At 56.9% G+C, this 25,055-nt stretch carries 27 protein-coding genes and 1 tRNA gene; 23 read left to right on the top strand and 5 right to left on the bottom strand.

The features are described 5' to 3' along the window. The first annotated feature begins 281 nt into the window (after window positions 1–281). The 6 genes from ACZ5EH_RS11135 (at window position 282) to ACZ5EH_RS11110 (ending at window position 5,176) form a co-directional block, all read left to right on the top strand. A complete protein-coding gene (locus ACZ5EH_RS11135) occupies window positions 282–968 on the top strand; it encodes a VPLPA-CTERM sorting domain-containing protein (RefSeq protein ID WP_464278199.1) in 687 nt (228 codons plus the stop codon). Window positions 969–1,380: 412 nt separating this feature from the next. Then, a complete protein-coding gene (locus tag ACZ5EH_RS11130; protein ID WP_464278198.1) occupies window positions 1,381–2,262 on the top strand; it encodes a formate/nitrite transporter family protein in 882 nt (293 codons plus the stop codon). Between the two features lie 2 nt (window positions 2,263–2,264). After that, complete coding sequence (locus ACZ5EH_RS11125; RefSeq protein ID WP_464278197.1) at window positions 2,265–2,399, top strand: hypothetical protein; 135 nt, start codon at window positions 2,265–2,267, stop codon at window positions 2,397–2,399. Window positions 2,400–2,467: 68 nt separating this feature from the next. After that, window positions 2,468–3,622, top strand: a complete 1,155-nt coding sequence (locus ACZ5EH_RS11120) for a molybdopterin-containing oxidoreductase family protein (protein ID WP_464278196.1) — start codon at window positions 2,468–2,470, stop codon at window positions 3,620–3,622. Continuing rightward, window positions 3,619–4,584 carry a molybdopterin dinucleotide binding domain-containing protein gene (locus ACZ5EH_RS11115; RefSeq protein WP_464278195.1) on the top strand — a complete coding sequence of 322 codons (966 nt, stop codon included), beginning with the start codon at window positions 3,619–3,621 and terminating at the stop codon, window positions 4,582–4,584. Before ACZ5EH_RS11120 ends, ACZ5EH_RS11115 begins: the two co-directional genes overlap by 4 nt. A 10-nt stretch (window positions 4,585–4,594) precedes the next feature. Further along, window positions 4,595–5,176 (top strand): 4Fe-4S dicluster domain-containing protein, encoded by a 582-nt coding sequence (locus tag ACZ5EH_RS11110; RefSeq protein WP_464278194.1) that lies wholly within the window; start codon window positions 4,595–4,597, stop codon window positions 5,174–5,176. 1,209 nt (window positions 5,177–6,385) lie between these two features. Here the strand turns inward: ACZ5EH_RS11110 and ACZ5EH_RS11105 are convergent. Further along, window positions 6,386–6,475, bottom strand: a tRNA-Ser gene (locus ACZ5EH_RS11105). A 255-nt stretch (window positions 6,476–6,730) separates the two neighbouring features. On the opposite strand from ACZ5EH_RS11105, the gene ACZ5EH_RS11100 reads away from it, so the two are divergent. The 5 genes from ACZ5EH_RS11100 (at window position 6,731) to ACZ5EH_RS11080 (ending at window position 9,697) form a co-directional block, all read left to right on the top strand. Beyond that, entirely contained in the window at window positions 6,731–6,868 is a 138-nt protein-coding gene (locus ACZ5EH_RS11100) for a hypothetical protein (protein ID WP_464278193.1), read from the top strand. A 184-nt stretch (window positions 6,869–7,052) separates the two neighbouring features. Continuing rightward, entirely contained in the window at window positions 7,053–8,222 is a 1,170-nt protein-coding gene (metK, locus tag ACZ5EH_RS11095; protein WP_464278192.1) for a methionine adenosyltransferase, read from the top strand. Window positions 8,223–8,369: 147 nt separating this feature from the next. After that, complete coding sequence (locus ACZ5EH_RS11090; protein WP_464278191.1) at window positions 8,370–8,687, top strand: HdeA/HdeB family chaperone; 318 nt, start codon at window positions 8,370–8,372, stop codon at window positions 8,685–8,687. Then, complete coding sequence (locus ACZ5EH_RS11085; RefSeq protein WP_464278190.1) at window positions 8,687–9,319, top strand: hypothetical protein; 633 nt, start codon at window positions 8,687–8,689, stop codon at window positions 9,317–9,319. Before ACZ5EH_RS11090 ends, ACZ5EH_RS11085 begins: the two co-directional genes overlap by 1 nt. A 27-nt stretch (window positions 9,320–9,346) precedes the next feature. Continuing rightward, window positions 9,347–9,697: a hypothetical protein gene (locus ACZ5EH_RS11080; RefSeq protein WP_464278189.1), complete on the top strand. Its 351-nt coding sequence runs from the start codon at window positions 9,347–9,349 to the stop codon at window positions 9,695–9,697. A gap of 47 nt (window positions 9,698–9,744) precedes the next feature. Here the strand turns inward: ACZ5EH_RS11080 and ACZ5EH_RS11075 are convergent, their stop codons facing one another. The 3 genes from ACZ5EH_RS11075 to ACZ5EH_RS11065 are packed head-to-tail and all read right to left on the bottom strand — an operon-like array spanning window position 9,745 to window position 13,669. Continuing rightward, entirely contained in the window at window positions 9,745–10,719 is a 975-nt protein-coding gene (locus ACZ5EH_RS11075) for an FAD binding domain-containing protein (protein ID WP_464278188.1), read from the bottom strand. Between the two features lies 1 nt (window position 10,720). Further along, window positions 10,721–13,030, bottom strand: a complete 2,310-nt coding sequence (locus ACZ5EH_RS11070) for a xanthine dehydrogenase family protein molybdopterin-binding subunit (RefSeq protein WP_464278187.1) — start codon at window positions 13,028–13,030, stop codon at window positions 10,721–10,723. A 3-nt stretch (window positions 13,031–13,033) separates the two neighbouring features. After that, a complete protein-coding gene (locus ACZ5EH_RS11065; protein ID WP_464278186.1) occupies window positions 13,034–13,669 on the bottom strand; it encodes a (2Fe-2S)-binding protein in 636 nt (211 codons plus the stop codon). A gap of 665 nt (window positions 13,670–14,334) precedes the next feature. Here ACZ5EH_RS11065 and ACZ5EH_RS11060 point away from each other — a divergent pair. From ACZ5EH_RS11060 to rpmA, 5 genes are read left to right on the top strand one after another with little or no spacing between them, the layout of a single operon-like run. Further along, window positions 14,335–15,123, top strand: a complete 789-nt coding sequence (locus ACZ5EH_RS11060; protein WP_464278185.1) for a sulfide-dependent adenosine diphosphate thiazole synthase — start codon at window positions 14,335–14,337, stop codon at window positions 15,121–15,123. Between the two features lie 25 nt (window positions 15,124–15,148). Further along, window positions 15,149–15,796: a thiamine phosphate synthase gene (thiE, locus tag ACZ5EH_RS11055; protein ID WP_464278184.1), complete on the top strand. Its 648-nt coding sequence runs from the start codon at window positions 15,149–15,151 to the stop codon at window positions 15,794–15,796. 8 nt (window positions 15,797–15,804) lie between these two features. Further along, window positions 15,805–16,341 (top strand): phosphate-starvation-inducible PsiE family protein, encoded by a 537-nt coding sequence (locus ACZ5EH_RS11050; RefSeq protein ID WP_464278183.1) that lies wholly within the window; start codon window positions 15,805–15,807, stop codon window positions 16,339–16,341. Between the two features lie 56 nt (window positions 16,342–16,397). Continuing rightward, entirely contained in the window at window positions 16,398–16,706 is a 309-nt protein-coding gene (rplU, locus tag ACZ5EH_RS11045; RefSeq protein ID WP_464278182.1) for a 50S ribosomal protein L21, read from the top strand. A gap of 41 nt (window positions 16,707–16,747) precedes the next feature. Beyond that, window positions 16,748–17,017, top strand: coding sequence for a 50S ribosomal protein L27 (gene rpmA / locus ACZ5EH_RS11040; protein WP_464278181.1), 270 nt, complete (start codon window positions 16,748–16,750; stop codon window positions 17,015–17,017). Between the two features lie 216 nt (window positions 17,018–17,233). Here rpmA and ACZ5EH_RS11035 read toward each other — a convergent pair whose 3' ends face one another. Continuing rightward, window positions 17,234–17,422: a hypothetical protein gene (locus ACZ5EH_RS11035; protein ID WP_464278180.1), complete on the bottom strand. Its 189-nt coding sequence runs from the start codon at window positions 17,420–17,422 to the stop codon at window positions 17,234–17,236. Window positions 17,423–17,664: 242 nt separating this feature from the next. Here ACZ5EH_RS11035 and cgtA point away from each other — a divergent pair, with 242 nt between their 5' ends. From cgtA to ACZ5EH_RS11000, 7 genes are all read left to right on the top strand, one after another. Beyond that, window positions 17,665–18,819: an Obg family GTPase CgtA gene (cgtA, locus tag ACZ5EH_RS11030; RefSeq protein WP_464278179.1), complete on the top strand. Its 1,155-nt coding sequence runs from the start codon at window positions 17,665–17,667 to the stop codon at window positions 18,817–18,819. Between the two features lie 85 nt (window positions 18,820–18,904). Beyond that, complete coding sequence (gene proB / locus ACZ5EH_RS11025; RefSeq protein WP_464278294.1) at window positions 18,905–20,056, top strand: glutamate 5-kinase; 1,152 nt, start codon at window positions 18,905–18,907, stop codon at window positions 20,054–20,056. A 25-nt stretch (window positions 20,057–20,081) separates the two neighbouring features. Continuing rightward, window positions 20,082–21,047: a lysylphosphatidylglycerol synthase transmembrane domain-containing protein gene (locus ACZ5EH_RS11020; protein WP_464278178.1), complete on the top strand. Its 966-nt coding sequence runs from the start codon at window positions 20,082–20,084 to the stop codon at window positions 21,045–21,047. Between the two features lie 25 nt (window positions 21,048–21,072). Then, window positions 21,073–21,882, top strand: a complete 810-nt coding sequence (thiD, locus tag ACZ5EH_RS11015) for a bifunctional hydroxymethylpyrimidine kinase/phosphomethylpyrimidine kinase (RefSeq protein WP_464278177.1) — start codon at window positions 21,073–21,075, stop codon at window positions 21,880–21,882. A 143-nt stretch (window positions 21,883–22,025) separates the two neighbouring features. After that, window positions 22,026–22,694: an HD domain-containing protein gene (locus ACZ5EH_RS11010; RefSeq protein ID WP_464278176.1), complete on the top strand. Its 669-nt coding sequence runs from the start codon at window positions 22,026–22,028 to the stop codon at window positions 22,692–22,694. Continuing rightward, entirely contained in the window at window positions 22,651–23,574 is a 924-nt protein-coding gene (locus tag ACZ5EH_RS11005) for a D-alanine--D-alanine ligase family protein (protein ID WP_464278175.1), read from the top strand. Before ACZ5EH_RS11010 ends, ACZ5EH_RS11005 begins: the two co-directional genes overlap by 44 nt. Next, entirely contained in the window at window positions 23,571–25,001 is a 1,431-nt protein-coding gene (locus tag ACZ5EH_RS11000; RefSeq protein ID WP_464278174.1) for a 3-deoxy-D-manno-octulosonic acid transferase, read from the top strand. The genes ACZ5EH_RS11005 and ACZ5EH_RS11000 overlap by 4 nt, the downstream gene beginning before the upstream one ends. Window positions 25,002–25,055 lie beyond the last annotated feature (54 nt).

Raw genomic sequence — 25,055 nt, 5'->3', positions numbered from 1 at the left:
GCGTGAATTTACCAATTGGCGAGGGGGGGCAGACAATCAAACTAGTTTTTTTTAAGCATCTGTTTTGAAGAACAAAAATACATGAATCTGAAAAGGTAGCAGCGCCCACGAATTCTCCATGAGTCCTGTTTTTCCGGAAAAATGCATTCCCCCAAAATGGACCTCATAATAAAAACCGCTCAACTTATTGATGTTTAATAATCAGGTTCCATTTTTGCACATTATGCTGGACGGCAAATGGCAATTGAAGTTTCAATTTTCAATTGAGGAGGGCAGTGACCATGAGATTTTCCAGGGTTTTCTATGGGTTGGTAGCGCTATGCCTGGTTGGCGTTCTGGCAGGACATGCCAGCGCGTTGACCATCCAGGATGGCTACCTGGCTGGGACCGAGGATGGCGGGACACTTCGGTTCAAAAACCTTAAAGTTGGCGGATCATTCCCAAATACCGACATCTATCTCTTTGGAACAAATGTTGGTGACCGTACGAATGCTGAGTATAACTACCCCAGCATTACGTATTTTGATTTTTCCTATAACGTGAACACTGGATTGATTTGGGCTGGTTATGGCAACAGTGCCAATCCACAGGACATGACCTGGATGTCCTATGACATCATTGACCGTGATGACTATAACTACATGCAATTTTCCATGCGCGCCTATGATGTGGGGACATCCGTCGCGCTGAACGGGCTTGTCCTCAACGGGCAGTCCCTGGGGGATATCGGTGTTACATACGGAGATGGCTGGGTGGACTGGTTTCTTCAAGGCGTGAACTTGAGCGCTGGCTTCTCCATGCAAGGCATGCTCTCCATCGCTGGGGATTTTGTGCGCGGAGATGAATACAGTAAGGCGCAAATATCTTTTGGTCATAATCCATCCGCCACACCAATTCCTGGCGCCGTGTGGCTGCTCGGGTCCGGCCTTGCCGGCCTTATTGGATTTCGCCGCAAAATGAAACAGTAGTCCTTTCTTTCCCTGCCATAAAAGCCATGTCGGCCCCTGTTGTTTTGCTGTACAAGCAGTGAGACAGAACCAAAGGGGCTGGCATGGCCTTTTTCGTTCCGTTTACCTCACCCTTTTTTGCCTTTCCCTTGGTAACTTTTGTAGGGCAGCCACACATCAAACCGCGTTTGCATCCATGCACAGTACGAAAAACGTCCATAAAAACAATACACACCGCAAATGCCCATAAACACCAGACGTAAATTCAAAATAATCCATTGACTATTTATGTCGCCAGCAGGTACCTCTACATTTAGATATTCATTATAGGGAAATTCAATCCCGTTCATGCGATCAAGTCTGTTCCAGACTTAATATATATTGTTCTACAAAGTCTGTTCCTTGTTTTCCGACCAGGTTTATGGAGGTGGAAATGCCCGCAACCATTGATGACCTTGTCGTCCGCGTTGCTGACATCTGTAGTTACAAATGGGAAATGGTCAGAAACCGGCCATTAGCCTACCTGACTTCTGCGTTTATCGGAGGGGCCATGGTCGTGTTCGGCGCGACCCTGGCCCTTTCCGTTTCTGCAGGAGTTGGTGAAAACCTGGCGCCAGGCCTGGCCAATCTGCTCATGGGGCTCGTCTTCATGTTCTCCCTGGTGATCATCATGATGAGCGGCATGACCCTGGTAACCGCAGACATGTATATCGGCGTCATCGGCGTGTTCCACCGACGTATTGGTTGGGGCAGCTTTATATGGGGCATAACCCTGGGCTATATCGGCAACTTCCTGGGCAGCATGTTCTTCATGTGGCTGATCAGCAAAAGCGGCTCATACGCGGCCTGGCCGTGGCTGGCCAAGTCCCACGCCATCGGCGTTTCCAAAATGGGCTACACCGCCACGCAAATATTCGTCATGGGCATTGTCTGCACCTGGATGCTGCAGGTTGCGGCCATCCTTTTCGTCAAGGCAGAGGGCGACATCGCAAAAATTGCCATGGCCGCATACGGCCCCCTGGCGTTTGTGGCAGGCATGAGCGAACACTGTATCGCCAACATCGGATTTCTGGCGCTGCCACTCTTTCAGCAGGATATGTTCATGGCCCTGGCCCAGGGCAAGGGAATCGTCGACCCTGTCCTCCTGCACTGGGGCTTCGGGCAATACGGCTGGGCCCACAACCAGCTTTACACCGTGTTGGGCAACCTGGTGGGCGGCATCCTCTTTGTGGGCATCCCTTTTCAACTTGTCTCCAACCCCAAACACGTCCAGGAGATATATAATTCCAAAACCTCATACAAAATGAAGCTTTAGCCATGGAATACTCCGCGTTCAACTACACTGTCTGGGGGCTTTTCGCCGGATTCATATTGCTCACATGGGCAGCCGTGCGCCTGTTTCACAAGCGCAATCCCGGCTATCCAGGCGATATTCCAGACACGCTTGCGTAGCGTGCCTGAACCCTGTGCACATAGCGGCATACCCCATCCAGTGATGGGGGCAACGTAAGGAGGATATTATGGTACAGGATGGATGGCATCCAACAGTATGCTATCAGTGTAAGGCTGAATGCGCCATTCTTGCAAAAATCAAGGACGGCAAGGTCACCGAGGTAAAAGGCAACCCAAAATACGGGGGCAAAGCCTGCGTCAAGGGCATGGCCGGCGTGACCCTGCAATACGCCAAGGACAGGTTGACCAAACCCCTCAAACGTGTGGGCGAACGTGGCGAAGGCAAGTTCGAGGAAATATCCTGGGACGAGGCCCTGAACATCATCGAAGAAAAGCTGCGCAGTCTGTATGACCGTGGCGAGGCGCACAAATTAACCTACAGCTTTTTCCCACACTCCCTTACAGACCCGAAGTGGCACTTCCTCAACGCATACGGCGGCTACATCAATACCGGCCTGCCCCATTGCGATTCGGCAAAAATCGTCTCGGAAATCAAATGCTGGGGCGGTATCCCCAACCACCATATTCCCCCTGCCTGGTTCACCATGCCAAAGGGCGGCATCATTCTCCTGGTAGGGCGCCACGCCTTTGGATGCCTGGATGACGCCTGCGTGCCCAAAGACATAATGGAAGCCAAGGAACGCGGCGCAAAACTCATCGTGGTGGACCCCATCTTCAGCCCGGATGCTGCCAAGGCGGACTGGTGGATTCCCATCCGCCCCTCAGGTGATACGGCCCTGTTTTTGGGAATGATCAACCACATCATTGCAAACGACCTCTACGACAAAAAATTCGTGGAAGAATGGGTGCGCGAGGGCGATTTTGAAAAGGTCAAAGCCCACGTAAAAGACATGACCCCCGAGGCCATGAGTAAAATCTGCGACATTCCGGCAGAAGACATTAAAAAGCTGGCCACCCTCTGCGCAGAGGCCCCTGCCGTGGGTGTCGACGGCTTCAAGTCCATCATGCTCGGCCAGGCCTTGGACTTCGGCCACGCCTGGTCCATCTTCCTGACCATCACCGGCAACCTGGACAACCCCGGCGGCCAACCTCTGCCGCAGCTGACCCCCATGAGTCCTGTGGAGCCCCTGCCCCCCGGCCCGCCGCCATTGCAGGAAAAAGGCTTTATCGGGAGGCATTCAGAAACTACAGCTTCATACTGGAGCCCACCTGGTATGAAACGCAAGCCATCAAGGACGGCAGCCTCAAAATCCTGCTGGTGACCGAGGCCAACCCCGCGCTCACCGAAATGGGCAACAAGGAATGGCAGAAAGCCGTGTGCATGAAGGACGAAAACGGCGACTACCTCCTGGAATTCCTGCTCAATACAGACATTATGATGTCCGAAACGGGCAAATACGCCGACCTGGTGCTGCCCGACCGCACGCACTTTGAACGCTACGAGCTTCTCTACATGCCCTGGTGGTACAACTTTGGCCACGGTGTCCTGTTGCGCCAGCCCCTGGTGGAAGCTCCGGGCGAAGCGCGCCACTCCAACCTGGTGTTCATCGAGCTGGGCAAGCGCATGTTCCCAGAGTATTTCACGTTCAAGGATGACGTGGAATACTATGACATTCAGCTCAAGGGGCTGGGGCTGTCCGTTGAAAAGCTCAAACAGATGGGCGGCAAGTGGTCTCCCGGCACCATGGGATTTTACAAGTATAAGGACGGCGGCTTCGGCACGCCCACGGGAAAAGTCCACCTGTACTGGGAAGACCTGGAGGACGTCGGGCAGCAGCTCCCCCGCACAATTCTTGCCCCGGAATACGACGCCAATGCCCAGGACTACCCCTTTGTCATGATCAGCTACCGGCGCATCCACATAAATGGCACGGGCCCATGGTCCTGCAACAACGCGCAGCTCCGCGACCCGGCTTCTGGGCAGTATGACAATCCGGCCATCTTGAACCCGGCAGCCGCAAATAAGCTGGGCATCTCTGATGGCGACACCATAACGGTCAGCTCGCGCACCGGGGAGGTCAAGATCCCGGTCAAACTCACGGAGCATATCCGGCCTGATTGCGTCGGCATCATGCACGGATTTGGCGCCACTGTGGGACGCGTGGCCGCCGGCGCAGGCGTTTGTGACAATGAACTCATCCCGGACGCCGGTTCCCACCTCCAGTGGCAGGACCTCATCGGCGGCGAAGCCCACGTATCCACCCGTGTGCGGATAAGCAAATAAGGAGGCAGCCATGACACAGCTCGGTTTGATGATAGACATGGACAAGTGCATTGGCTGCAAAACCTGCGTGGTGGCCTGTCGTAATCATCACGGCATAGTGGACCACGAAAACTGCATGCCCCATGAAATCCCCTTTTACCTGCGCGTGGAATCCGAGACCGCGGGGGTGTACCCCATGCTCAGCGAGCATAGCTGGGTGGTGCCCTGCCAGCATTGCAAGAACCCGCCCTGCATGAAAGCGTGCAAGGCAGAGGCAATAACCAAGGACCCGCAAAACGGCATCGTACGTATCGATCCGGACAAGTGCAGCGGCTCCAAGGCCTGCATCGAAGCCTGCCCCTGGGGGGTCATCCAATTTAACAAGACGACCCAAAAAGCCCACAAGTGCAATCTGTGCTATGACCGCGTGGTTGCGGGCGAAGTGCCTGTCTGTGCGGAAGTGTGCATGACCGACGCCATCATCTTTGGCGAAAAGGAAATGCTCAAGCAACAAGCACAGGACATGGGGCGTGAAATCGACAAGAAAATGAGCGCCATGTCTGTTGTCTACCTGAAACCCACACCTAAAAACACCATGGCGGGGGGCATATAAATCCCTGATCCGGACATACCATTGACAAAACAGACCGGGACCTGGGCGTGGCAACACCTCGGGTCCCGCTTTTATGTCCACGTTCATGGTGCGATGTAGACCTTGCGCTGCAGCGCGACGCAAGATGCGCTAGCCGACAACTCATTGTATTGATATGTCTTCCATTGATCTCCAGGCTGCGAATAAAACACAAAATACTGGATTCCCGCCTGCGCGGCAATGACAAGGGGGGGCTGATAGAGAAGCATCGCATACGTCCGCCCCTCCAAGCACTAGCAGCAGGAATACAACAAGTCATAGCCTGTGCAACAATGCAATCGCTTACGCACTGTCATCCCCGAGAAATCGGGGATCAAGGTGTAACGTGATCCATTGATCTTCAGGCTGCGAATAAAACACAAAGTACTGGATTCCCGCCGGCGCGGGAATGACAAGGGGGCTGGTAGAAAAGCATCGCATAAGACCGCCCCCCCCAAGTACCAGCAGCAGGAATACAACAAGTCATAGCCTGTGCAACAATGCAATCGCTTACGCACTGTCATCCCCGAGAAATCGGGGATTCAGGTGTAACGTGATCCATTGATCTCCAGGCTGCGAATAAATCACAAAATACTGGATTCCCGCCTGCGCGGGAATGACAAGGTGGGTTGGTGGAGAAGTATCGCATACGTCCGCCCCCCCCAAGCACCGGCAGCAGGAATACAACAAGTTACATCATGTGCAACAATGCAAGCACTTACGCACTGTCATCCCCGAGAAATCGGGGATCCAGGTGTAACGTATTCCATTGATCTTCAGACTGCACATGAAGCACAAAATACTGGATTAACGCCTGCGCGGGAATGACAGGGGGGGCTGGTGGAGAAGTATCGCATACGTCCGCCCCCCCAAGTACCAGCAGAAGAAATACAACAAGCCGTAGCCTGTGCAACAATTCAATCGCTTACACACTGTCACCCCCGAGAAATCGGGGATCCAGGTGTAACGTGATCCATTGATCTTCAGACTGCACATGAAGCACAAAATACTGGATTCCCGCCGGCGCGGGAATGACAGGGGGGGCGAAACTGAACCAGTCTCACCAATCCATCTATCCCAACGTCTCTTGATGCAGCCCTAGACACGCTTATCCACGCCAAAAGGGAAGGATTGACCTGCAGGCTATTTTTTCTGATTTTCGGGCGAGCTGAAAGGAGGCGGGATATAAAATGGCGGAGGGAGAGGGATTCGAACCCCCGGACGAGTCACCCCGTCAGTGGTTTTCAAGACCACCGCCTTCAACCACTCGGCCATCCCTCCGCAGAGAGTGCTCCATACTCCATGCCGCCTTATGGAGCAAGGGTTAAGCGAGTACTTTTCCTAAATACACTCCACCCAGCTCATTGGCAATGAAGGCCTCCGGAAGCTGGGGACAATTTTTGTCGCCAAACTATATCAGTATATCTTGATAAGTTGACATTAACTGCAAGACCATGTAGCACTCCCCTTGTCGCTGCGGTTTCGACCGCCGCTATTCCGGCCGAGACAAGGCCTGACGCCATGACAGGGAAAGCCATGTCTGCGCAAGCAAACACTGGCGTTTTAGCAGCAGGCGCTGTCTCCACATCGGAAGAGGACATTTTTTATGTTTTTTACTGGCGCGCAGTGCTTGCGAATCTTTATTCCCAGGTGCTGCAGCTCGTGAAACTATAGTCAAACTTGCCCCGGACAAGGCCAACAACAACGTAATGACAACGCGGCATGCACAGTGGCGCCGCGGCCGGCGCCGTAAACCAACGAACCGGCCCTGGAAGACGCCAGATGTGCAGCAAATTGAACGCGTCATTAAGCCTGTCCGTGAAACCCGAACCTTCATGCGACCGGAGGAAAACCGACCATGATCGACAACAAGGGCACGTATCTCTTCGCATCCGAATCCGTTACCGAAGGCCATCCCGACAAAGTGGCTGACTCCATTTCCGACAGTGTTCTGGATACCATCCTGGCGCAGGACCCCGAAAGCAGGGTTGCCTGTGAAACACTGGTCACCACTGGTATGGCTTTTGTCGCCGGTGAAATCACCACCTCCGGCTTCGTTGATCTGAACGACGTGGTCCGTTCCACCGTACGCGATATCGGCTACTGCCATTCCGATATGGGTTTTGACTGGGAAACCTGCGCTGTCATCTCCTCTCTGGACAAGCAGTCCGCAGACATCGCCCAGGGCGTTAACAGGCAGAAGCCGGAAGAACAGGGCGCTGGTGACCAGGGCATGATGTTCGGGTTTGCCTGCAACGAAACCGAGACCCTGATGCCCACGCCCATCGCGCTGGCGCATAAGCTTTCCCGCCGCCTGACCTACGTCCGCAAGGAAAACATCCTTGATTTCCTGCGCCCTGACGGCAAGACCCAGGTGGCAGTCGAGTACGTGGACGGTAAGCCCAAGCGTATCGACAACGTGGTTGTTTCCACGCAGCACAGCCCGGACGTTGACTACCAGGACCTGTGCGAAGCCATCAAAAAAGAGATCATCCGCCCCGTGCTGCCGGAAGACCTGGTGGACGACAAGCTGGAAATATACATCAACACCACTGGCCGCTTTGTCATCGGCGGTCCTCTGGGCGACTGCGGCGTCACCGGCCGCAAGATCATCCAGGACACCTACGGCGGCATGGGCAGTCACGGCGGGGGCGCTTTCTCCGGTAAAGACCCCTCCAAGGTTGACCGCTCCGGCGCCTACATGGCGCGCTACGTAGCCAAGAACGTTGTCGCCGCCGGCCTGGCCGACAAGTGCCAGGTGCAGATCGCGTACGCCATCGGCCGCGCCGCACCTGTTTCCGTGCTGGCCACCGGCATGGGAACCGGCAAGGTGCCTGACAAGGTCCTGACTGACGCCGTTAAGGAAGTCTTCGACCTGCGCCCCTACTTCATTACCAAGCGTCTGGACCTGAAGCGCCCCATCTTTGCCAAGACCACCAACTACGGGCACTTTGGCCGCGAACTCCCCGAGTTCACCTGGGAGAAGACCGACGCAGCCGCCGACCTGCGCACTGCCTGCAAAGTGTAGCGGCAAACTTAGCCATACAGCGAAAACGAGCCCCGTCCGTTACTTTACGGACGGGGCTTTTCTTATGACGCACTGTTTCGTTATTTCCGTTGCCAGAATCCTGTTTCTTGCGTAGTTCGCAAGGTATACAAACTCCAGGAGAACGCCATGATACGACTTCTGCTCGCATCCGCCATCTGCGCTATTGCCATTGTATGCCTGCTGCAGACCGTGCCTGCCCAGGCATACTCAATCAATATCAACTCGCTGACGTGCCACGACCTGCTGAGTCTGGATGATGAATCCATTGGGGCGGTGGTGGTCTGGATTGACGGTTATTACACTGCCAAGACCGGCTCCACGGAATTCGACCCCGACAGCTGGGAAGACCTGGGTGAGATGATCGGCACACTCTGCGCAGAGAATCCAGACCGCCAGGTCATTCAGGCTATCGATGACGTATTGCGCGCCATGCAGGGGTACTAGTGCCGGCAGGTAATTTTTCCGACACAGAGCCTGCCGCCTTTGTTCGCGGTAAGGATTCGCCCCCCGTTGGCGCATTTTTCATGATCTCGGCATTTTGCTGCGATACGGGGCTCATGACCTTTGCGATTCGCTCTCTGGTGGATTTCTGGGTCAGGCTTCGCCACGGAGCCAATAGCGCCACGGCCCGAAAGATCGAGCTCACATGCAGGGTGCGCCGTATAAACACCCTGCTTATGGAATCTAACAAACCAGGCAGCGATAATCTGCAACAGGCGCAAACCATGCTGCAGGAAGCCATGGACCTATTCCCTCCGGAATTGCAGGCGCCCCTGTATAGCCTGGAGGGCAAGCGGCTACTTTTTCACCAGCACCCCCCTGCCCCCTGGGAGGCTTTGGCGGCCTATGAAAAAGCCTGTTCCCTTCTCCCAAATTCTCCCTACTGCGCAAACATGGCCCAGCCGCACCACCTGCTTTTTGGCGCGGCCATGGCGGCTGTCATCTGCAAAAAAGCCAGCACCGCCAGGCAATATTACGAGCGCTACCAGGCCTTCATAGCAAAATTTCCCAAGCGAAGCTGGGGCGCAGACGTTGAGCAGGACCTGGAAAAACGCCTGCAAGCCCTGGAGAAATAGACCGCATCTTATTGGGAGGAAAACACCATGACGTTACGCATCTCCTTTTTGCTTCTGCTGCCCCTGCTGCTCCTTGCGCAGCCTGCCACGGCGCGGGGCGAAGCCTATGGCTCCCTGCACGACTACACCATCGACACCGTATCCGTGGAAAAGGATATGGAGGGCAAACCCCAGGTAAAAATCATGGTGGAGTACGGACAGGAGATTTTCTGCCCTGCACAGAGTGCGGATGCAGCAAAACGCATTGCCGCTACCTTGCAGCAACTCGGCAAGGGGCAACGCATAGATGTGCGCTACGAACCCCTTGGCGAGGGTATGATGGACGCGCTGACAATAAGCGCCCCAGATGTGCATGTGGATTGCGAGCGCAGACATTAAAGGGGCGCCCTGCATTTCACTGCAAAGCGCCCCCTTTCCTAATACTTTTACGCTTCAGCCGCCTTGGTCAGCTCCTCGCGCACCACGCCGTGCAGCAACGGAATCTTGTAAGCGTTGTGCTCCAGGGCCTTTGCGCCCTCGGAGGATACCTGCACCGCTTTGCTGATGGTATCGGCATTGAGGGACGCGCCCTGCAATACCTCTTCCACGGCTTTGGAGCGCCAGGGAATCGGCGCCACACCGGAAAACACCACACGGGCGCGTTTCACCTTGTTGCCTTCCTTGACCAGGGTCAGGGCCATGCCGGTCACGGAGAAGTCCCAGGAGCGCCGTGCGCGCACCTTGCGGTAGCTGCCATAGGCTCCTCCCGGCCAGGCGGGAAGCTCGATACGCAGCACAACCTCATCGAAATCAAGCACCGTAGCCTTTGTAGGATCGTCCGAAGGATCCATGGCAAAGCTTTCCGCCGGGATGGCGCGCTCCCCGTACGGGCCCAGGGCGATGATCTTGGCATCCAGGGCAGCAAGCGCCGGCAATGGATCCGAAGGGTGCACCATGTAGCAGTTCGCCCCCCCAAAGATACAGTGGAGCTGATTCTCCCCCTTGAAGGCGTAGCACTTCGAACCGCCCTTGCGAATACAGTCGAACTCGCCGCGGTAATACCAACAGCGTGATTTCTGGCAGACATTGCCGCCAATGGTGCCCTGGTGGCGAATTTGCGGGCTGGCAACCTCGCCCGCGGCCTGGGCAAGGGCGCGATACGCCCCCGTAAGCATTTCACTTTTTTCTATGTCGGTTATCGTGGTCATGCCGCCCACGGTAAGCCCCTTGCCGGACTTAGCAATGCCGGTCAGGTCGGGGACATCCGCCAGGCTGACCACCGTTTCCACAGGGAAGATGTGCTCCCTGAGGCAGGAGAGCAGATCTGTGCCGCCGGAATGCAGCGCGGCATTATCCCTGGACATGAGCTGTACGGCCTCCGCCGCTGTGCCAGGTCTGGCATATGCGAATGCTGGAAACATATTACGCTCCTGAACGCTGTTGCGCAGCAATACGGCCTACCAGCGTGGTCGGGTTGATGGGGGTTTCTGTCATGCGCACGCCGACGGCGTCGTATACTGCATTGGCGATGGCGGCAGCCGTGGGAACCGTTACAGGCTCGCCCAATCCTTTGGCGCCTGTGATGTTGGCCTCGTCGTCCGGCAACTGCACAGCCAGGGTTTGCAATGTCGCAGGCACGTCAAGGGCGGTGGGCAGCTTGTAATCGTGCCAATTCTTGTTCAGCAGTTTCCCCGTAGACCGGTCCAGCATGCGGGCTTCGGTCATGCCCAGCCCTACACCCATGGTGACGCCGCCGATGGTCTGGTTGCGGTAGGTCATTTCGTTCATGACGCGCCCGCTCTCGCTGACAGCAACAAATCGTTGCAGCGAAACTTCTCCTGTAAGGGTATCCACTTCCACCTCGCAGTATTGCGCGGCAAAAGGGATAACGACCTTGTTCGCAGGATTCGGCGCCTTATGGCCAATCCCCATGGCAACCTTCTGTCCGTTCAACTTGGACAGTTCAGTGATTTTTTTGCTCTTACCGCCCCCTTCTATGGTAGGCCCAGTGAAGGTCAGCTTCTCCACCGGCACATCCAGTTCCTCGGAGGCCATCTGCAGCAGTTCCTGCTTCAGGTTTATGGCTGCCTCGCGCACGGCGGGCGCTTCGGTAGGCACGGTCTTGCTGCCGCCGCTGGCGGAGGCGTATTGGGTAGCGCCCGTATCCGCATTGATGATTTCGATGGAGTCCGGGTCCACGCCCAACTCCTCTGCCGCCACCATGGCCATGATGGTCTTGGTGCCTGTGCCTATGTCGCTCGCGCCCATGTTCAGATTCACGCTGCCGTCAGGGAACATTTTGAGCACAACGGTGGAAGGCGGCCACCCGCCCCCTATGTACCAGTTGGCAGCAGCCATGCCCACGCCGCGGCGCTTCACGGCGTTTTTGTCCTGACTGGCGGTGCGTTTCTTGGCGTCTTCCCAGCCAAAGGCTTCTGCGCCCCTACGAATGCACTCTTCCAGGCCTGTGGTGGTGTATTCGGGCTGGCCTTCACGCCCTTGCGATACTTTGGGAATATTCTTCAGCCTGAATTGCACCGGACACATGCCAATGCCTTCGGCCACTTCGTCCATGGCCTGCTCCACCGCCCAGGAGCACTGGGGGTAGCCCGGCGCACGGAAGGGGCGCGCAGGGCCGGCGTTTATCAATACATCCTGCAATTTTGTACGTACGTTCGCACAGGTGTACAGGTCCTTGGCCAGCCAATCCAACAGTGACGCGCCCCCTGCGGGCCAAGCGCCGCTGGCGCCCAGGCCGGAGTATTCCATGGCTGTGATGGTGCCGTCCTTTTTGGCGCCAATCTTCATCTTCATGGTAGAAGGCGGGCGGTTGCCCATTGTCAGATAGACCTGCTCCCTGGGGAGAAAAAGCCGGACGGGACGCCCCGTGCGTTTGGCCAGAAGCGCGGCAATGACAGAGTACTTGCCGGTTTCCAGCTTACTGCCGAAACCGCCCCCTACGTATTGGCCTTCAACGCGAACGCGAGAAAGGGGCAGGTCCAGCACTTCGGCCACGCGGGATTGCACGGCGTATACGCCCTGTGTGCTCTCCCACAACGTCAGCCCTTCACCATCCCAACGCGCGGTGCAGCCATGCAGTTCGATGGGCGTCTGCATCTCGCAGGCGGTGCGGTATTCATGCTCCACCACCACATCTGCCTGAGCAAATCCAGCGTCCACATCTCCCCGCGAGTAATCACTTTCCTTCACCAGGTTGCCTTCAGCGGCCACCTTTTGGGCGCCCTCTGCAAGGGCGTCCCGCTCGTCGGAAACATGGTCCAGAACCTCATAGCCAGCCTTGATGGTGCGTACCGCGTCCCAGGCCTGGCAGGATGTCTCGGCCGCCACGGCCGCCACAACCTCGCCTTCGAACCGCAACTCTTCCGGAAAGAGCGCCCCTTTTGCAGAGGCGGCGTAGGGCCAATCATAGGCAGCATCGGCATCTTTGCCGCTTATCACGGCTTTTACGCCCGGCATGCTTGCCGCCTTGGAGATGTCCAGGCTGGTCAATTTCGCGTTGGCATGGGGCGATCCCAAAATCACGGCGTAGAGCATGCCGTGCAGCCTTACGTCAGATGGATAGACAGCCTCGCCGCAGACACGCTCCTTGGCATCCACGCGAGGGCGTGAGGTGGAAAGAACATTGGTATCCTTATAGGGAGCAGGCGCTTCCCCCTTGCCCGGCGTTGCAGGCAGGGGATGCTCGCCTTTGAAGTACATGCTTTCGGCCATGGCTTACCCCTTGCGCTTGGCCGCGTTTTCCACGGCGTTGAAGATATGTTCATAGGCGCCGCAGCGGCAGAGGTTACCGCTCATGCCACGGCGAATGGTCTCGCGATCAGGGGCCGGCGCCATCCGGAGCAGTCCTTCTGCAGCCATGACCTGCCCCGGCGTGCAGTAACCGCATTGAAAGGCGTCTTCCTCCATGAAGGCCTGTTGCGTGGGGCCGGGCTCCTCGCCTTCCATCAATCCTTCCACGGTCTCGATGGTCTTGCCCTGCGCCTCCACTGCCAACGTCAGGCAGGCATAGCGCGGTAAATCGTCAATGAGCACAGTGCAGGCGCCGCATTCTCCCCTTGCGCACCCTTCCTTGGTACCCACCAGGCCAAGCACGTCGCGCAATACATAGAGCAAGGTCCAGCGTGGCTCCACCAACACATTCGCATCCCTGCCGTTAATGTGCAGGGTGATGCGCGTTCCCTGGACAGGTTCCTCTATGGCAACCTCTTTTTTGTCAGGCTTTTCGGCCCTGGCCTGCAGGGCGCTTCCTACGGCCACCATGCCAACTGCCGAGGCACTCATGGATTTGATGAATCCCCTGCGAGAAATACCCTTTTGTCCGCAGCCACATTTGTTGCCAGTACTGCTCATGCGCCCTCCGGGTTATGTTTCTTTACGATCCGCTATCAACTTTCGAAAAGAAATTAGGATATTGATAAAAATAGGTTTGTCCGAAAAGGACTATAGCCTGGAGTACAGACTATCTTTTCCTGTTTTTGGGGGGAAATTGTCAATCCCCACCGAAAGCTGTAACAGGTCAAAATCGCGTGTCAGGAATGGGGATTTTTCGGGGTATTGCGCCTGCTGGCAACAGGAAGGGCGAGCCAGAGCATTCCCATAAGAAATTAGAATACAAGAAAAAACATCTTGCGCTCCATGAATGAGTTGTCTTCAGAGTCGAGAGCGACCTCCCCACCCCGGCATTTCTTCTCCCTTGCAAAAGGGCGTACGGCGTACGTGGAGCCTCGTGGCCAGGGTTGGGGTACTTGCAGGAGCCCTCGGACCCCAATCCCCAGGATCCAAGGTAAAAACCAGAACTTCTCAGGACAGCGGCAGTTGCTGCCTCTTTTTGGCTGCAATACGCATAAATTGCCGCAGAAACATTCCATGGGGCTTCACTTTTGGCGGCGTTCTATACGCTGGTGCGCATTTTTCCCGCCGTTTTGCATGCGTTGTGCTGCCCAGCTATATCGAGTAAGTATTCTCACGTTTGTTTTTTTGTGACATAATACCATAAAAACGGAGATTTCTCTTTCATGCCCTTGAACGAACGCATTATCAGTGAAGCAATCATCAGTGAGTATTTCGAGAAGTTCAAAAACTGCCTGGACCTGGACGTCGCTATTGTCGGCGGCGGCCCATCCGGCCTCACTGCAGCCTGGAAACTGGCCTCCAAGGGCCGCAAGGTCGCGCTCTTCGAACGCAAGCTTTCCATCGGCGGTGGTATGTGGGGCGGTGGCATGACCTTCAACTTCATCGTTGTGCAGGACAGCGCCAAATCCATCCTGGAAGAAGCCGGCGTGCCCCTGAAGCAATTCAAGGATGATTACTGGACATGCGACGCCGTTACCGCCACCACCACCCTGGCCTCCAAGGCCTGCCTAGCCGGCGCGCAAGTCTTCAACTGCATGAGTGTGGAAGACGTGGCCGTACGCGAGGAAGACGGGGTCAAACGCGTCACGGGTCTGGTCATCAACTCCTCCCCTGTGGAAATTGCCGGTCTGCACGTCGACCCCTTGGTCATTGATACAAAATACGTCATCGAAGCCACCGGCCATGCCGTGGAGCTTCTGCACACGCTCACGCGCAAAAACGACGTGCGGCTCAACACCCCCTCCGGCGGTATCGAGGGTGAAGAATCCATGTGGGCCGAAGTGGCCGAGTCCAATACAGTGCGCAATACCCAGGAAGTGTTCCCAGGCGTATGGGTTGCCGGCATGGCCGCCAACGCCAGCTTTGGTTCCTACCGCATGGGGCCAATATTCGGCGGCATGCTGCTGTCCGGTGTCAAGGTTGCCGAAGAAATCGACAAGCTGTTGGGATAAGCGCCCTCTTTTCTAAGGAGACATCGTGCTTGATCTGAGCGTATATCTTGTCACGGACCGCCCCTTGTGTATGGGGCGCGACCTTGAGGACGTAGTGGCCGCCGCAGTAAAAGGCGGGGCGACCCTGGTGCAGTTGCGAGAAAAAACGGCAAACACCCGCGATTTCGTGGAGCTGGCAAAACGCCTTCACGCCCTGCTGGCGCCACTGGGTGTGCCGCTGTTGATCAACGACCGCATAGACGTAGCGTTGGCGGCAGGTGTGGACGGTGTGCACATTGGGCAAAGCGATATGCCCTACGCCGACGCGCGCCGGTTGCTGGGAAAAGAGGCCATCATAGGCCTGACCATAGACACGGAAGAACAGCTGCTGGCGGCAGCCCCCCTGGATGTAGCCTATCTGGGTGTGGGGCCGGTGCACGCCACCAGCACAAAGCTGGACCATGCGCCCCCGTGGGGCATGGAAGGCATCGCCCGCGCGCGAACGCTTACAAAGCACCCCTTTGTGGCCATTGGCGCGGTAAATGTTGCCAACACCGCGGACATCATGGCCGCCGGGGCCGATGGGGTTGCCGTGGTTTCCGCGCTGTGCAGCGCACCCGACCCTGAAGCCGCTGCACAGGCCCTGCGCAAGGAAGTGGACGCAGGGCGCGCCCGAAGAACCTCAAAGGAGTAACCTTAATTATGGACGAAGGAAAACGCGCTGAAGAAAACAACCGGTCTGTCGACAACTGCACCATCAGCTGCCACATTCTGGACTCTGACAGCTCGCTCATCAGCCGGCTGCAGGCCCTTATCCGTCTTGCGGTAAAAGCCTTGGCCGTGCTGATGACCTTCGTTATTTTATGGGGAATTCTGGACGTGGTTTACATGCTCTACCTCCGTCTGACCACACCCCCATACTTTTTGTTGTCAATTCATGATATTCTAGCTACCTTCGGCGCGTTCATGGCGGTGCTCATCGCCATAGAAATCTTCGCCAACATCTCCATGTACCTTGAGCGCAACATGATCCACACCCGCCTGGTGCTGGCCACGGCGATCATGGCTGCTGCGCGAAAGGTCATTGTGCTTGATTTCAGCGAGATTGAACCGGAGTACATTTGGGCCATCGGCGCCGTCATTCTGGCGCTTGGTGGCTGTTACTGGCTGGTAAACTCAAGCGAGGGAAAAGACCCCTCAGGAAAGAAAAATCCTGCGGGATTGAAAAAATCCGCTTGACGAGAACACATTTTTCATGCAGAAGTCTCTTTCTTTGCACCGGAGGTCTGTATATCATGTTTGCGATTATTGAGACGGGCGGAAAACAATTCCGCGTACAAGAAGGCAATGAGATCGTGGTCGAGCGCCTGAATGCCGAACCCGGCAGTGAGCTGGCCATCGACAAGGTCCTGATGCTCGGCGGCAGTGATGTCACCGTTGGCGCTCCCTATGTGGAAAACGCCAAAGTCACCTGTGAAGTGGTCGAACACGGCCGCGGCAAGAAGATTGTTGTCTTCCACAAGTGGCGCCGCAACGATTCCCGCAAAAAGCAGGGACATCGCCAGGACTTTACCAAGCTGAAGGTCAAGGCCATCCAGGCGTAGTCGCCTGAACGGGCTTTTACCAAACCAGAGGAGTTTTCGTCATGGCTCATAAAAAAGCAGGCGGTAGTTCACGTAACGGCCGCGACAGTATAGGACAACGACGGGGCGTCAAGCGCTTCGGCGGGCAGCAGGTTCTGGCTGGTAACATTCTCGTGCGTCAGTTGGGCACCAAATGGCATCCCGGCAAAAACGTCGGCGTGGGCAAGGACTGGACTCTGTTCGCCCTCATCGATGGCACTGTCACCTTCGAAAAGTACACCCGCAAGAACAAGGTCCGCACCCGCGTTCACGTTCTTCCTGCCGAAGCCTAGGCTCGGCCCTAACGCCGCTTTGTGTTGCGGCGTTGCGTAGCAGCAAATTTTTCGCCCGTGTTTCCAGCACTACAATGGAAACACGGGCGTTTTGCATGCGGCGTATTTATCCCTTACAGCAAGGGGAGCAGCAATGCAGAAAAGCAGCCCGGCGGGACAATAACTCCCCCGTCCGGCGCATGTGTTTTGCCGAGGCGTCTGACGCAACGGCCCGGCTCATTTAGTCTGCTTGCTCTCTTCTTCCTCGGAAGCATAGTTAAGCTCCTGACGCTCGAGTTCCTTGGAACTCGGATTGGTCAAGGCTTCCGCGCTCTTGTGATTGAAGTTTGTGATGGTGAACCAATTGTCGTTGCGTACTGCGTACCTGCGGCGGTACCGCACAAGCGTATAGCCTTTTGGCGGCATGGTATGGCCTCGTTTTCCCCATGCTTTCCGCGGCGAAGGACCTTTGTCCTTCAGTGCGTTTCGGGGTGCAAGAAGCTACTCTCCCCCGGGGGGGTGCGTCAATCCGGATTTGCGGATAACAACAATTTTTCTCCCGGCTCGCGCACAATCCCCATTGCGGACCGGTGCGACCTTTGCCTTTTTCACGCAATACGAGTAGAGCGTTTTGCGTAACCTTTTGACCACAATGTGAACCCCCGAATATGCGATTCGTAGATCAGGCACAAATTACGGTTGCCGCCGGTAAAGGCGGGCATGGCTGCGTCTCTTTCAGACGCGAAAAATTCATCCCCAAAGGCGGCCCGGATGGCGGCGACGGGGGCAACGGCGGCGATGTCATCATCAAGGCCCAGCCCCGGATGCTGACGCTTTACGACCTGCGCGTAAAACGGAGCTATCAGGCGGAAAACGGGCAGCCCGGCCAAGGTCGGCAAAAATATGGCCGCAACGGGCGGGACATGATCATCGAAGTGCCGATGGGCACACTGGTCTATGAAGTCATCGAGCCGGCGTCAGCTGATGCAGACGCGGAAAACGAGAAGATCGATCCCGAAACCGGCTACCGTGTACAGCAGGGGGGGGACTATGTGGTCTACACCAGCGACGAGTACGAGGAAGAGGACATAGAAGAGTCCGTCAATGCCAGCGACCCCGACATGCACCTGCTGGCCGACCTGGACAGCGAAGACAGCGCTGCCATTGTTGCCAGAGGCGGACGGGGGGGCAAGGGCAACGAGCATTTCAAGTCCTCTACCATGCGCACCCCCCGCTTTGCCCAGCCGGGTGAAGCCGGAGAACGCCGGACCCTCCGGCTCGAGCTGAAAGTTCTGGCCGACGGCGGCTTGGTGGGCCTGCCCAATGCAGGCAAATCCACACTGATTTCAGCTATTTCAGCCGCACGTCCAAAAATTGCCCCCTATCCGTTCACGACGTTGAGCCCCAACCTGGGCGTGCTGCACAACGAAGTGGACGAACGCTTGATCCTGGCGGATATTCCCGGACTCATCGAGGGCGCCCACCTGGGTCAGGGGTTGGGGCACCGTTTTCTTAAACACGTGGAGCGCACGTCGTTCCTGGTGCATATCGCCAGCGTCGAGGAAATTGACCTTGACGATCCTTTGGCTGGTTTTGAAACCGTGGATCAGGAGCTGGCTGCTTATGAGCCGAAACTGCTCGAGAAGCAGCAACTGCGGGTCGTGAACAAAATAGACCTGCTGGACGAAGAAGAACTTGCAGCGTTAACCCGCCTCGTTGCCGACAAGGGCGTATACCTTATATCCGCTCTCAACGGTGATGGCCTGGATCCCCTTGTAAAGGCCATGTGGCGGCTGCGCACCACACCACTTTCCAGGAGCTGATTACAACATGCAGGAAGACAGCGCCGATTTGCATACTATCGCCGGGCAGCATGCCGGCGATTCGGACAGCAGTCTCGTGGACGACATGGTCAACCAAGAACGCGACGAAATCATCCGTAATGCACGACGGGTGCTCATCAAGGTCGGCAGCGCCGTGCTCACCAACGAGGACGGACTTAACAACGAGGTCGTAGAGGCCCTGGCTCGCCAAGTGGCGTCCCTGCACCGCAGGGGCGTTGAGGTGATCCTGGTCTCCTCCGGCGCTGTTGCCGCAGGCCGCGGCATGATCCGCTTTCAAGGCCTGGCCGACCTCCCCGAGGTGCGCGGCATTCCGGACCGGCAGGCAGCTTCCGCCATTGGGCAAAGCCGCCTGATGCACACCTACGACAAGGCGTTTGACGACCACGGCATCCTCACGGCCCAAATTCTGCTGACCAAGGACGATTTTCGCAGCAATCAGCGCTTTCTCAACGCATGCAACACCTTTGACGCCCTGCTCGCCTGGGGCGCCATCCCCATTGTCAATGAAAACGACACCATCGTTGTCCGCGAACTGGAATTTGGCGACAACGACAGCCTGGCCAGCCTGCTACTGAACCTGGTGGAGGCTGACCTGTTCGTAAACCTCACCTCGGCCGCGGGGGTATTTGATAAGAACCCCCTGGAGCATGATGACGCCGCACTGATCTGCTGCATCCATGACATAGACAACATGGACCTGCGCGCACTGTGCGCCGGCAAGACCTCCGTGGGATCGGGGGGCATGTTTTCCAAATTGCTTGCCGCCAGGCGTGCAGCCCAGCGCGGCGTCCCCACCCTGATACTTTCCGGCAAGGATATAGACGCCATCCACCGCGCTTTCAGCGGCGAACACCTGGGCACCTGGGTTCGGGCAACAGGCAAGCATGTTTCACGCCGCAAGTTTCGCCTTGCCTATAACCGCGAACCCGGCGGCGCTGTGCTGCTGGACGAAGGCGCCGTTCGCGCCCTTACCGAACGGGGCAAAAGTCTGCTGCCTGCCGGCATCAAAAGTGTAGAAGGAAATTTCGTCCGTGGCGCGCTGGTCCGTATTCTCAGCATGGACCGCACCACCCTTGGCGTAGGGCTCAGCAATTACAAGGCCGCCGACCTGAAGCGGATTGCCGGTAAAAAAAGTCTCGAAGCTGAAGACATCTTGGGCTATTGCTATCATGAAGCAATTCACCGTGATAACATGCTGCTTGACGCCGCCATCTGACAAAACTACTCGCCCCCAATAATCCATGCCAAAAAAACTCGTCAAAAAGTTCGTCAACTTCTTCATACGCTTCGGCCTTGTCGGACTTTGCCTAGTTTATGTGCTGTGGGGCATGGACTGGGGGCAGTTCGCCCAAGCCTTCAAGGCCTTCGGCATCTTCGCGCTTATAGTCAGTTTGATCTACAGCTTCGTGCCCTATATCCCGCTTTCATGGCGGCTTAATTTTCTTACCGAGGGGCAGGCAGGTTTTGTCAATGCGCTCAAGGCCAGTGTCTTTTGCATGGGCATCAACAACATGTTTCCAGCAAAGCTGGGGGAAGTGGCAAAAGCTTTTTATCTGCGCCGCAAAACCGGCATCAAGCTGGGGCACGGCCTGGGCCTCATATTCTGGGAGCGTTTCGCAGACCTCAACTGTTTGTTGCTTTTGGGACTCTTTACCGCAGCGTTCATGCGCAGCGGCATAGCCCTTGCCCCCCTGATTATCGTTGTAGGTGGATTATGGGGGTGCGTACTGCTGATCCGCCTGTTTCCCAACAGCACCAACATTTTCCTCAAATTCGTGCCGGGGCAGCGCCTGAAGCTGCTCTGCTCAGAAGTTTTCCTGCAACTCCAGGAACGAAAAAGCCGGCGCTTCGTGATCGGGGTCAGCTCGTATTCCCTTTTATTCTGGGCTGCCAATGTCAGCGTCAGCTTTCTTATTTTCTTTTGGGCCGCCAAAATGGATATTACCTATGCCCAGGGGCTGACGGTCTTTGTCGTGGCCACACTGGGTTTTGCCACGCCCTCTTCGCCCGGCGCCCTGGGCGTGGTGGAAGCTGCATTCGTCCTTTCTCTGGGGTGGTTTGGCATGCCCAAGCCGCAGGCCCTGGCCGTGGCGCTGGTTTTCCGCGTATCCACATTCGTGCCCCCCACTTTGGCCGCACTTTACGTTCTGGCGGAATCCGGCTTGTCCATGAAAGGCATTCGGGAGCATAGCGAAGAGGAAATCTGAAACACGGAAAAACAAGGAACAGACCATGCCAGCCATAGCAAACATCCTGAGTATTGCCGGATCCGATTCCGGCGGCGGCGCGGGTATCCAGGCCGATATCAAGACGATTTCCGCCCTTGGTGGCTTTGCAATGACCGTAATCACGGCGCTTACCGCGCAGAATGGTCTTGGCGTTGACGGCATCCATGCCCCAGATGCAGCCTTCGCAGCCCTGCAACTCGCCACTGTGCGCAAAGGCTTTCCCGTTCATGCCGCAAAAACAGGCATGCTTTTTTCCGCCCCCATCATTACGGCCATTGCCGACAACCTGCAGGACAAAGACTTTCCCCTGGTTGTCGACCCGGTCTGCGTCAGCCAAAGCGGACACCGTCTGCTCGAAGAATCCGCCGTGGAAGCCATGAAGGATACAATTCTTCCCCTTGCCGATCTTTTGACCCCGAACCTGCCTGAAGCCGAGCTTTTGGCGGACATGAAGATACCCAACGAATCCGCCATCCCAGACGCCATGGAACGGCTGCTGGCCCTTGGACCCAAGGCCGTGCTGCTCAAGGGAGGACATGTTCAGGGCGCAACCAAAGCCACTGACTGGCTGGCTGTGCCGGGCAAGACCCCCGAGGCCCTGACATTGCCATGGCTGGAGACCCCCCACACCCACGGTACGGGGTGCACCCTTTCCGCAGCCATTGCCACCGGCCTGGGGCAGGAGCTCTCCCTGCGCGATGCGGTACAACGCGCCAGAAGGTACCTGCACGCCTGTCTGGAACGCGGCTACGCCCCTGGCGAAGGATTCGGCCCTCCGTATCATATGGCCGTGTGCAACTGCCGGGAAATCTGATTCAGGTAAAAGGGGCACGGCCTTGCCCCCCTGTCCCCAGGCGCTGCATCCCGGATTCATTCACGGATTCATTCCTGTATTTTACGCAGCTTTTACCTGGAGCACTTGCACTGCGTCGCGCTTTGGGACATTCTTAAAGCGCTATGTCGGATTCACCTCTTGTTTCTCCTCAAGGGCAATGCTGTGATACGAAATGGCTGACGCCCCCACCCAGCAAGCCGCTTTCCTGCCAGGAAGTGAGCGCTCTGCCTGCGCCCCCAGACTTTGAGGCCTGTCGCCAGCTTTGGGAGCGCTACGCCATGCCGGAACATATCCGCCAGCACAGCCTGCTGGTGGCCATCATCGCCCAAGACATGGCGCTGGAAGCACAACATAAAGGATTGTTCGATTGCGTGCAGACAGTGACGGCATCTGCCCTGCTGCATGACATTGCAAAGCTGTATTCCATTAAGTACGGGTGCAACCATGCCCAGTTGGGCGGCGTGTGGACTCTGGAGGAGACCGGGAACCCGGCCATAGCGCAGGGCGTGTTGCACCATGTTTTCTGGCCCTGGGAACTGGACCCGGACACGTATTTTCTGCCGCTTACCGTGATATATGCTGACAAGCGTGTGCAGCACGACCGCATCGTCAGCATTGGGGACCGCTTCGAAGACCTCTTCGAGCGCTATGCCATAAACGACTACATCAGGGGGCGCATCGAGTTGTCCCTGCAACAGGCCATGGACCTGGAGCGCGCCCTGAGCAACTGCTTGGGAATAGAACTGCATGCGCGTACTTTTGATAGCCGGCGGCTGGTCCACAGAACGTGAGGTATCCCTTTCCGGTTCTCTGGGCGTGGAAGCATCCCTGATCCGATTGGGGCACGAAGTTATCCGCCTGGACCCCCGCGACCGTTTCGACCAACTCGCCACCGAAGCAAAAGGGTGTGATTTTGCATTTATTCTAATGCACGGCAGCCCAGGGGAAGATGGCCTCATCCAGGCAGTCCTCGAAGCGGCCGACATTCCATTTCAAGGGGCGGGATGCAGCGGCTCCTACCTGGCGTTGCACAAGGCGGCCTCCAAACAAATTTTCCGCATGGCCGGACTCCCCACACCGGATTGGGAATTTTTGCCCACCCCTCCGGATGCGCAGTGGAAGCCCAAGTTGCCCTACCCTATTTTCGTCAAGGACAATACGGGCGGCTCCAGTCTGGATATGGCCCTTGCCAACGACGAAGCAACCTTGCGCAACGGTATGGACATCCTGTTCAAACGAGGTGGCGAAGTTCTGCTGGAACGCTCCCTGAAGGGTGTCGAGCTGACATGCGGCGTGGTTGGAGATGCTGCGCTCCCCCCAATCCTCATCCGCCCCCTGCGCTCTGAAGCGTTTTTCGACTATCAGAGCAAATACGAATCCGGGGGCGCCGAGGAGATTTGCCCTGCCCCTGTTTCCAAAGCGCTCTATGCGCAACTGCAAGAGCAGGCGCTGGCCGCACACAACGCATTGGGGCTTACAGGCTGCAGCCGCGCAGATTTCATTCTGGAAGATGAAACCCTCTGGCTCCTCGAAGTCAACACCATTCCGGGCATGACGCCCACCAGCCTGTTGCCGCAGTCCGCCGCTGCAGCAGGCATGGATTTCGATGCGCTCATCAACCGGCTCATTGAACTTGGCATGGAGGAGCAAACGAAACGGGCCAAGGCATGAAAAGCCTGCGCCACTCGCCGCTCTCTCTTTTGCAGCGCCTGCTTTTAACTGTGTATGACGCCGGACACCACCTGGCGCTGCCGGCTTTGCGCCTCAAAAAACACCTTGCCAGCTCCGGCAAGGCTCCGGACAAAGGCGGCGCCAGTCGGCTGGACAAGGGATTGGAGCGCAGGGCTGTGCCCGCCGATTGGGGAAAGTGGCACGTTGCTGCGCAAGAAAGCGCCCCCCCTGCTCGTCCTTTGCCCTTGTATGCCGACCATTGGCACGATGTCTGGATCCATGCGGCGTCCGGGGGCGAAGCGTATCTTACCTGGGAGCTGATCAAACAATACGGCGCACCCTCCGCTGCCAGTGCACAAACTGATTCGGTTGCGCCCATCTCCGTGCTGACAACAAGTTGCACGGACCAGGGGCTGGACGTACTGCGTGAAGCAACAGCCTGGGAGGAAAAGGAATCCCCACGGATCTCCTGCACCGCAGACTATTTTCCCTTTGACGCGCCATCCTTGATGCACCGTGCGCTCTCGCAGACATTGCCAAAGGTTGTAGTGCTGCTGGAAACCGAACTGTGGCCGGGTCTGCTGGCAGCCTGCGCCGATGAACAGGTGCCGGTATTGCTGGTCAACGCGCGCATGAGCACACGGAGTCTGTCCCATTACCTGCTTATCAAGGATTTTCTCCGCAGGGTCGCGCCTCAACGAATTTTGGCCATATCCGATGACGATGCCGGACGTTTTGCCGCACTTTTCGGGGAAGAGCGTGTTGGCGTGATGCACAATATCAAGTTCGACCGCTTCACCGCGCCCCAGGCTCCCGCGTTTGTGGACAGCCCCATTGCCACGGTGTTTAAGCCTCGCACTTCATTATGCGTGATGGGTTCGGTACGTGAACAAGAAGAACCCGATGTGGCCCTGGCCATACGGGAGTTGCACGCCGCACGCCCCAAAACCTGCATCGCACTCTGCCCCCGCCACATGCACCGTGTGGAAGCCTGGAGCAAACGTCTCGACGCTGCCGGCGTTCCCTGGGTGCTGCGCTCGGAGGTGAACGAACCGGTACACCCCGGGGTGACCGTGCTTTGGGATGCCTTCGGCGAGTTGAATGCGGTGTATGCGCAGGCGCGTGCCGCATTTGTGGGTGGAAGCCTTGCCCCTCTCGGGGGGCAGAATTTTCTTGAACCCCTTGCCGCCGGCATTGCGCCCTGCATTGGCCCATACTGGAAAAATTTTGCCTGGGTGGGGCAGGAAATCATCGACCAGGGGCTGGTGCGGGTGGTGCGCGACGGACACGAGCTTGCTGCGTCTCTGGTGAAATACCTGCAGCGCCCAATACCACAAACAAAAGTGCAGGAACGTTTTCAAAACTACCTGGCCGAACGCCAGGGAGGCACCCGCCAGGCCTGGGATTTGATCCGGGAATATTTGTAGCGGAATGACAGCAGGTCAAAGAAGAAAACCCCGCAAGAACGGGGTTTTCTTTGC

This window comes from Desulfovibrio biadhensis, from assembly GCF_055388615.1.
Note: the sequence above shows the minus strand (reverse complement) of the source record. Positions and strands in the feature narration are given on the sequence as shown.

Bases quoted from the DNA above. Each gene is read 5' to 3' on its own strand.
- ACZ5EH_RS11135 (WP_464278199.1), top strand. From the start codon at position 282: ATGAGATTTTCCAGGGTTTTCTATGGGTTGGTAGCGCTATGCCTGGTT.
- ACZ5EH_RS11010 (WP_464278176.1), top strand. From the start codon at position 22,026: ATGTCGGATTCACCTCTTGTTTCTCCTCAAGGGCAATGCTGTGATACG.
- ACZ5EH_RS11110 (WP_464278194.1), top strand. From the start codon at position 4,595: ATGACACAGCTCGGTTTGATGATAGACATGGACAAGTGCATTGGCTGC.
- rplU (WP_464278182.1), top strand. From the start codon at position 16,398: ATGTTTGCGATTATTGAGACGGGCGGAAAACAATTCCGCGTACAAGAA.
- ACZ5EH_RS11120 (WP_464278196.1), top strand. From the start codon at position 2,468: ATGGTACAGGATGGATGGCATCCAACAGTATGCTATCAGTGTAAGGCT.
- rpmA (WP_464278181.1), top strand. From the start codon at position 16,748: ATGGCTCATAAAAAAGCAGGCGGTAGTTCACGTAACGGCCGCGACAGT.
- ACZ5EH_RS11035 (WP_464278180.1), bottom strand. From the start codon at position 17,422: ATGCCGCCAAAAGGCTATACGCTTGTGCGGTACCGCCGCAGGTACGCA.
- thiD (WP_464278177.1), top strand. From the start codon at position 21,073: ATGCCAGCCATAGCAAACATCCTGAGTATTGCCGGATCCGATTCCGGC.
- ACZ5EH_RS11125 (WP_464278197.1), top strand. From the start codon at position 2,265: ATGGAATACTCCGCGTTCAACTACACTGTCTGGGGGCTTTTCGCCGGA.
- ACZ5EH_RS11070 (WP_464278187.1), bottom strand. From the start codon at position 13,030: ATGGCCGAAAGCATGTACTTCAAAGGCGAGCATCCCCTGCCTGCAACG.
- ACZ5EH_RS11130 (WP_464278198.1), top strand. From the start codon at position 1,381: ATGCCCGCAACCATTGATGACCTTGTCGTCCGCGTTGCTGACATCTGT.
- proB (WP_464278294.1), top strand. From the start codon at position 18,905: ATGGTCAACCAAGAACGCGACGAAATCATCCGTAATGCACGACGGGTG.
- ACZ5EH_RS11100 (WP_464278193.1), top strand. From the start codon at position 6,731: ATGTCTGCGCAAGCAAACACTGGCGTTTTAGCAGCAGGCGCTGTCTCC.
- metK (WP_464278192.1), top strand. From the start codon at position 7,053: ATGATCGACAACAAGGGCACGTATCTCTTCGCATCCGAATCCGTTACC.
- ACZ5EH_RS11005 (WP_464278175.1), top strand. From the start codon at position 22,651: ATGCGCGTACTTTTGATAGCCGGCGGCTGGTCCACAGAACGTGAGGTA.
- ACZ5EH_RS11050 (WP_464278183.1), top strand. From the start codon at position 15,805: ATGGACGAAGGAAAACGCGCTGAAGAAAACAACCGGTCTGTCGACAAC.
- ACZ5EH_RS11080 (WP_464278189.1), top strand. From the start codon at position 9,347: ATGACGTTACGCATCTCCTTTTTGCTTCTGCTGCCCCTGCTGCTCCTT.
- ACZ5EH_RS11060 (WP_464278185.1), top strand. From the start codon at position 14,335: ATGCCCTTGAACGAACGCATTATCAGTGAAGCAATCATCAGTGAGTAT.
- ACZ5EH_RS11075 (WP_464278188.1), bottom strand. From the start codon at position 10,719: ATGTTTCCAGCATTCGCATATGCCAGACCTGGCACAGCGGCGGAGGCC.
- ACZ5EH_RS11065 (WP_464278186.1), bottom strand. From the start codon at position 13,669: ATGAGCAGTACTGGCAACAAATGTGGCTGCGGACAAAAGGGTATTTCT.
- ACZ5EH_RS11020 (WP_464278178.1), top strand. From the start codon at position 20,082: ATGCCAAAAAAACTCGTCAAAAAGTTCGTCAACTTCTTCATACGCTTC.
- ACZ5EH_RS11000 (WP_464278174.1), top strand. From the start codon at position 23,571: ATGAAAAGCCTGCGCCACTCGCCGCTCTCTCTTTTGCAGCGCCTGCTT.
- ACZ5EH_RS11090 (WP_464278191.1), top strand. From the start codon at position 8,370: ATGATACGACTTCTGCTCGCATCCGCCATCTGCGCTATTGCCATTGTA.
- cgtA (WP_464278179.1), top strand. From the start codon at position 17,665: ATGCGATTCGTAGATCAGGCACAAATTACGGTTGCCGCCGGTAAAGGC.